1 protein-coding gene is annotated in these 749 nt (G+C 59.0%); it reads left to right on the top strand.

Going from position 1 to position 749, the window contains the following annotated elements; all coding sequences use genetic code 11:
• Nucleotides 1–749: hypothetical protein (locus IEX22_RS16170; RefSeq protein ID WP_229660101.1), on the top strand; the 749-nt coding region annotated here is incomplete at both ends.

Raw genomic sequence — 749 nt, 5'->3', positions numbered from 1 at the left:
TGCCTCGGTTTTGTCGCGCTCAGCCTGCTCAGTGGTGAGCTGCTGGGGCTGGTGTTACTGCTCGAAGCCTTGCTGTTGATGTGGCTAGGTTGCCGTGAGCAGCAAGCCTCGCTGCGAATCGAGGCCATCACCCTGCTGGCTCTGGGACTGTTCATCAACCTGTTGGCCCTTGGCGATATGATCAATGAAGCGCCGGCACTCTTGTCACTGCCGCTGCTGGCTTGGGGGCTAAGCACGCTTAGCTTGTTTGGCTTTAACCAACTGCTGGGCAAACAGCCCGAACTCAGCCGCTGGGAGCAACAACTGCTGCAGCTGGGACGCGAGCTTGCCAACGTGCTGCTGGTGTCTTTAGCCCTGGTTAGCGCTTGGCTGATGAGTGAACACTACTTCCTGGTGATAATTCCCGGATTGAGTCTGGCCTTGCTGCTACTCGCGCGCAGGCAACAACTCAGGGTCAGCGAGGCCTTGGCCTGGGCCTTGTTGTTACCGCTGGCGGCTCAGGTGATCTTCGCCGTTGTGGAGGTGCATAGCCTGAGTTTCCGCGCTCAGCCGCTGTATGCGCAAATCGCCAGGGTAGAGCTGTTCCTCTGTCTATTACTGGCCTGGTATGCATACCGGCGCTTCCATCCCCAGGGCGAACTTAAGCGTTTGGCCTGGTACGCTCGCCTGGCCTGCCTGGTGCTCTTGCCACTGCTGTGGCTGCCCAAAATTGCCCTTGGCTTTGAAGATTGGCTGGCCCCGGCCTTGTG

Origin of the sequence: Tersicoccus solisilvae (assembly GCF_014643255.1) — a bacterium.
GTDB classification, from domain to species: domain Bacteria; phylum Actinomycetota; class Actinomycetes; order Actinomycetales; family Micrococcaceae; genus Tersicoccus; species Tersicoccus solisilvae.
Note: the sequence above shows the minus strand (reverse complement) of the source record. Positions and strands in the feature narration are given on the sequence as shown.